The 6,176-nt window shown below is 48.8% G+C and carries 3 protein-coding genes and 1 pseudogene; 3 read left to right on the top strand and 1 reads right to left on the bottom strand.

Annotated features, from left to right (window positions below; genetic code table 11):
* A pseudogene (locus tag H740_RS11930) lies at positions 1 to 265 on the top strand (ankyrin repeat domain-containing protein); the annotation flags it as partial.
* 176 nt (positions 266 to 441) lie between these two features.
* On the opposite strand, the gene H740_RS05605 reads toward H740_RS11930, so the two are convergent.
* The gene (locus tag H740_RS05605; RefSeq protein ID WP_002952267.1) at positions 442 to 3,285 is read right to left on the bottom strand and encodes a M16 family metallopeptidase; all 2,844 of its coding nucleotides are present in this window, start codon (positions 3,283 to 3,285) and stop codon (positions 442 to 444) included.
* Between the two features lie 142 nt (positions 3,286 to 3,427).
* Here H740_RS05605 and dapB point away from each other — a divergent pair, with 142 nt between their 5' ends.
* Both dapB and purF read left to right on the top strand, forming a co-directional pair.
* Entirely contained in the window at positions 3,428 to 4,195 is a 768-nt protein-coding gene (gene dapB / locus H740_RS05600) for a 4-hydroxy-tetrahydrodipicolinate reductase (RefSeq protein ID WP_002952266.1), read from the top strand.
* Between the two features lie 310 nt (positions 4,196 to 4,505).
* Positions 4,506 to 5,843 (top strand): amidophosphoribosyltransferase, encoded by a 1,338-nt coding sequence (gene purF / locus H740_RS05595; protein ID WP_002952265.1) that lies wholly within the window; start codon positions 4,506 to 4,508, stop codon positions 5,841 to 5,843.
* The last annotated feature ends 333 nt before the right edge of the window (positions 5,844 to 6,176 follow it).

Below are 6,176 nucleotides of genomic sequence, written 5' to 3'. Positions count from 1 at the left end.
TCTTTTACAATACAAACCAAAGCCGATAGACCCAAAAAAGATAGAAGAATTTGACAAAGAAATAAATTTCTATAATCCGCATTGCCCTGATCAAAATGCTACGTTTAAAGACATTAGAGCTTTTATCAAATGGGCAAACGAAATGGAAAAACGAGACGGGATAAATAGCGCTATAGGTAGAGCCAAAAAGGGCATGGCTCAGGTAATTTACATAGATAGCAACCGAAGCAAATCAGACTCAAACTCAAATTTACAAAGCAAATAGATAAAAGGAGATAAAATGTCAGGGGAAAATTTGAGTTAAATTTGAGCGAGTTTAACTCAAATTTCGTTTGGCGAGAGGCAAATTTAGCTTCAAATTTAACAGCCCTCAGCCGAATCTAAAGCCAAATTTTACTCGTCGCCTGGGCAGCAAATAAAATTTACCGCCCAGGCTTAAACTTACTTCGCCGAAGCGGGATCGTTTATGCTTATCACGACGTTTTTCTCATCCAGATAGAGCTTCGCCGCGTCTTTCACGTCTTGCTCGGTGAGCGCATTTACCGCCTTTTCGTACTCGTCCAGGCTCAAAACCTCATCGCCGGAAACCAGCTCGCGCATGAGCGCGCGCGTCCAAAATTCGCCCTGAACGTAGGATTGGCGCATTTTTACGAGGGCTGATTTTTTGAAATTTTGCAGATAGCGTTTGACGTCCGCGCCGCCTTTTAGCTCAGCGACGTTTGATTTTATCTCGCCTAGCACGGCGTTTACGTTATCAGGCGCCGCCGTAAAGCCAAAATGCGCGGTGAAGCTTTCGTACGGATATTTTGCGAGATTCATATGCACGCCCAGGCCGTAGACCTGCCCGCGGTCCTCGCGCACGTCCTCGCGTAGCATCATCGAAAGCACCGCAGATAGGGCGTTTACGCGCAGTAGCTGCGGGCGCGAATACTTCACGTTTTCGTTTTTTATTATCATCGCGGCGTCGCTTCGCTGCGTGGTTTGGTAGCTTCGCTTAAACTCCCGCTCGCCAGAAATCGTCCTCACGCCGTCATCGACGAAATTTTCGCGTTCCCCGCGCGCGGGCAAATTTGCCAGATATTTTTGTAAAAGCGGCTCGGCTGCGGTCAAATTTAGATCGCCGACCACGATAAAATCATACGAAGCCGCGTTGGTAAATTTCTCCTTCACTATCTTTTTTACGTCGTTCATCTGCAGCTCGTTTATGTCCGCGGCCTCGAGCGGGTTTGTTCGCGGGTTGTTTTCGTAGAAAAATCTCGCAAATTCATCGCGAAATTTGCGCTCGGGCAGATTTTTGGTCTTTTCCAGCTTTTCAAGCTCGTTGATTTTCGTCTTTTTTAGCGCGTTTTCGTCAAATCTAGGCTCGCTAAACTCCAAAAACAGCGCGCGCAAAAGCCACTCAAAGTCCGCGCTGGCCGAGCTTGCGCTGTATCCTTGCGAAAGCTGATCGATAAATTTGCTATAGCTTAGCTGCTTGCCGCTTAGGATTTTAGCCAGGTCGTAGTTGCTAAACTCCCCCGCTCCGCTCTCGTTTGAGACCTCTACGGCTAGCGCGCCCTGCTTTGGTTTTGGCAAATTTGATGTACCGCCGCGACTAACCGCGCTTAGCCAGACGACATCTTTTTTGGTTTTTATCTCTTTAAATGCGACGCGCGCGCCGTTTGGTAGCTCGTAAAGGTAAAAATCAAGCTTCTCGTTATGCTTTTTCGAGACGAAATTTTTAGGCTTTAGCGCGCCGTAGTCGAAAAGCTCGCTCTTTGCCTGCTTTGCGGCCAGCGTATCATAGGGCTTTGCCTCCGCCCAAATTTGATCAAATTTAGCCTCGTTTAGCTTCGCCCCTTTGGCGCTAATTACGTTTAGATTTTTTGCGTCGATGGCCAGTATCCGCCTAAATTCGGCGTTTACGTCATCTAGGCTGATGCCCTCAAGCAGCGCCAAAGTAACGTCGCGCAGGTCTTTTTCGCCTAGCAGCACGCCGCCGATCCTCGTCGTCTCCTCGATATTTGCCGCGACCGCGCTCGAGCGCTTGTTGCCCGCTTGCAAATAAGCATTTTTAGCCGAGTTTATAAAATCTTTTTTCGCACTCTCAAAGTCCGCCTTGCTAAAGCCAAATTTCTGCACACCCTTTAAAACCCCCGCCAGATCACTAAGCGCCCCGCTAAAATCATCCTCCACGGCGTTTATCTCAAAGGCGTAAAGCACATTTTGATCCTCGATGATCGGCGAGTAAAATCGCCCGCGCAGGGCTAAATTTCGCTGCTCGTATATCATAGCAACGAGGTCAGAGATGTAGTTTGCGAGCAAATTTTGCCTGAGCCTTTGGATCTCGCCGTCAAATTTATACTTTTGCGTGAAGATCAAATTTAGCGAGTTTAGCCCGATCTCGGCCGAGTCGTAGTTATTTACGCTAAAGCCGCTTTTTATAGGGATAGTTTTATCGGGGCTCGCGTAGTCGTTCGTGTTTTTTGCTGAGCCAAAGCTTTGCTTTATCATCTCCTCGATGCGCTTTTTATCAAAGTCGCCGACTGCGATAAATTTCATAAATCTAGGCTGATACGTCCTCTCGTAAAAGCCCTTTATGGTCGCTACGTCGACGTTTTTTACGATATTCATATCGCCGATGGGCGACCTTTTGGCGTAGATGCTATCGCCGTAGAGCTCGGGCACGCGGTTTTTGATGTAAAATCTATACGCGGGCGTGTTTCTAGCGCGCTCCTCCTCGACGATGATGCCACGCTCTTTATCCAGCTCGGCCGCGTCAAAGCTCACGCCGTCGATCCAGTCGCGAAAAACGCGAAAAACGTCCTTTAAATTTTGCTCGTTTACGTGGATTTCTAGCAGATAGGCCGTCTGATCGTAGCTAGTCTGCGCGTTTAGATCCGCGCCGAATGCCACTCCGAGACTCTCTAGTTTTTTCACCAGCTCGTTTTTATTAACCTCGCGGCTGCCGTTAAAGGCCATGTGCTCGGTAAAGTGCGCCAGCCCCAGCTCGTTCTCGCGCTCGTCGGTCGAGCCGATGTTTACGACTAGATAAAAATATGCCGAATTTGCGGGCTGCTTGTTTTCCTTGACGTAGTATTTTAGCCCGTTTGCTAGCTCGCCGCTGATGATAGCAGCATCCTGGGTCAAATTTAGCTTTTGCGCGGTTTTATCTTTCGCCGTCAAATTTGACGCGCTCAAATTTGCGTCCAGCTGCCGCGTTTTAGCGGTCTCTGCAACCGGCGCTTGTTTAGCCAAAACGCTCGCCGCAAAAACGGCTAGAAATAAAAATAAAATTTTCCTCATCGTCGTCCTTTAAATTTAAAAAGCCGATTATATAGCGCGATTTTTAATATTTTTGCCCGTGCGCAGCGAAGTCGGCGGCCGTGCTAAATTTATTTTTTATAAAATTTATGCTAAATTTAGCCCAAATTTTAAAGGATAAATTTTGGTAAAAATAGGAATCCACGGCGCAAGCGGCAAAATGGGACGCATGATCATCGAGTGCCTAAAAAACGAGCCTAGCGCGAAACTTAGCGCGGCTTATACTATAGAGCCGCTTGATTTTGCGTTACCCCAAGGCGCCATCCTCACGGATAAATTTGACGAGCTTTTTGCAAACTGCGACGTCGTTATCGACTTTACGATCAAAGATGGCGCGATAAACCTACTAAACTACGCCCGCACCGACCCAAAACCGCTAGTCATCGGCACGACGGGTCTTGGCGAGGACGGCGCGAACCTGCTAAAGCTAGCAAGCGCGGCGATGCCGATACTTTACGCTACCAACATGAGCCTTGGCGTCGCGGTTTTAAACAGATTGGCGGCGCTTGCCTCAAAGGCATTGCGCGAATTTGACGCCGAGATCGTTGAGCAACACCACAGACACAAAAAAGACGCTCCAAGCGGCACGGCACTGACTCTAGGCGAGCGCGTAGCGGCAGCTAGAGGGCTAAATCTAAAAGACGTTTTAGTAACGAGCAGAGACGGCATGGTCGGAGCTCGCAGCAAGGACGAGATCGCGATCCTGGCAGTGCGAGGCGGCGACGTCGTGGGCAGGCATACGGTGGGATTTTACAACGAGGGCGAGTTTATCGAGTTAAACCACACCGCAACTAGCCGCGCGACCTTTGCCAAAGGTGCTATAAAGGCGGCTATTTGGACGGCGGGGCAGCAAAGCGGGCTTTATGGTATAGACGATTGCTTGGGGTTATAAAATAGGTGGCTTGGCTTTTTCTACTTACTTTGCGTTGAAATTTAATTTTCAAGCTCGGCAACCCGCACGGTTAGCCTACGCTTAAAAATTAAATTTCGCCTTAATTAAGCGAAAAATCCTGCGCCTTATCATTTTGCGTTCAAATTTTTGATAATTAAATTTTAGCATGAGAGGCAAAGTAGCGTGAGATGATTTTTGGAGTTGCGCAGAAATTTTCGTCCAAGGCTAGACATGTAGTCTGTCGCAGGGCGGAAATTTCAAGCTCCGCAAAAAGCGCTCGCGAGACGAGCCTCAAAAAGGAAAAATTAAAATGTGTGCGATAGTTGGAGTAATAAATTCTAAAGACGCTGCGCGAACGGCCTACTACGCGCTGTTTGCCATGCAACACCGAGGCCAGGAAGCAAGCGGTATCAGCGCGTGCAATGACGGACACATAGAAACCGTCAAAGGTCGCGGGCTCGTGACCGAGGTTTTTGATAAAAAGAGCTTTGAAGCGCTAAAAGGCGATATGGCGATCGGGCACAACCGCTACGCCACCGCAGGCAAAAACTCCGCCGCCGACGCGCAGCCAATCGCAGCAAACTACGCGCTAGGCTCAATCTCGGTCGCGCACAACGGCAACCTCGTAAATAAAGACGAAGTCCGTGAAGCACTGATCGCCGAGGGTGCGATATTTCAGAGCAACATGGACACCGAAAATATCGTCCACCTCATCGCTAGAAGCCATAGCGAACACCTACAAGACCGCATAGTCGCCGCCCTAAAACAGATCAAAGGCGCCTACTGTCTACTCATCCAGTCGCGCCATAAAATTTTCGCCATACGCGACCGCTGGGGCGTGAGACCGCTCTCACTAGGGCGCCTAAAAGACGGCGGCTACATCGTAGCTAGCGAGACGTGCGCGTTTGATTTAGTGGGAGCGAGCTTCGTCCGCGATGTAGAGCCGGGCGAGATGCTGGTTTTCGAGCAGGGCAAAAGCGAGTTTGAGAGCGTACGCCTTTTTGAGCCAGAACCTAGGGTTTGCGCGTTTGAGTATATTTATTTCGCGCGCCCCGATAGCGTCATAGAGGGCAAAAGCGTCTACGAAGTGCGTAAGAAAATGGGCGAAACGCTAGCTAAAAAAAGCAAGATCGACGCAGACTTCGTCGTACCGGTGCCAGACAGCGGCACGCCGGCAGCGCTAGGATACGCAAACGCTAGCGGGATACCGTTTGAGCTAGCCATCGTGCGAAATCACTACGTCGGCCGCACCTTCATCGAGCCAACACAAGAGATGCGCAATCTCAAGGTCAAACTCAAGCTAAACCCGATGGCAAGCCTGCTCAAGGGCAAAAGCGTAGTCGTAGTGGACGACAGCATCGTGCGCGGCACGACCTCTAAAAAGATCGTCGAGCTACTGCGTCACGCGGGCGCGAGAGAGATACATTTCAAGGTCGCCTGCCCCGAGCTAAAATACCCCGAGCGCTACGGCATCGATACTCCGAGCTTCGAGGAGCTAATCAGCGCAAACAAAACGCCTGAAGAGGTATGCAAATATATCGGCGCGGACAGTCTCGAGTTTTTGGACGTGGACGAGCTGGTTAGCAGTATCGGAAGCGAGCGCAAATACTCGCTGGTTAGCTTTGACGGGGATTATTTTATCAAGTAAATTTGGCCTTTGCTGTTTCAAATTTGACCTATTTTGGCAAATTTAAACTCGTCAAATTTGAGCGGCAAAACCCGAATCCTGAAAATGCGAATTTCTATTTTTGGCGGTTTTGCTTCAAATTTGGGTTTTTACAGATTTAAATTTGATGAAATTTGTGCCCGAAAATCGGCGAATCAAATTTTAAAATTTAATTTCGAGTGCTCTACTGCGCAAAAATGAAAATATTTTATCAATATATAAGCAAACGTTGAATATAATTGCGAACTTTAACGTCACGGTAGCTCAGCTGGTTAGAGCGCTGGTCTCATAAGCCGGAGGTCGGGAGTTCAAGTC

This window comes from Campylobacter showae CC57C, from assembly GCF_000344295.2.
Taxonomy (GTDB): Bacteria; Campylobacterota; Campylobacteria; order Campylobacterales; family Campylobacteraceae; genus Campylobacter_A; species Campylobacter_A showae_B.
Note: the sequence above shows the minus strand (reverse complement) of the source record. Positions and strands in the feature narration are given on the sequence as shown.

Coding starts and splice junctions, on each gene's coding strand:
- H740_RS05605 (WP_002952267.1), bottom strand. CDS start 3,285: ATGAGGAAAATTTTATTTTTATTTCTAGCCGTTTTTGCGGCGAGCGTT.
- purF (WP_002952265.1), top strand. CDS start 4,506: ATGTGTGCGATAGTTGGAGTAATAAATTCTAAAGACGCTGCGCGAACG.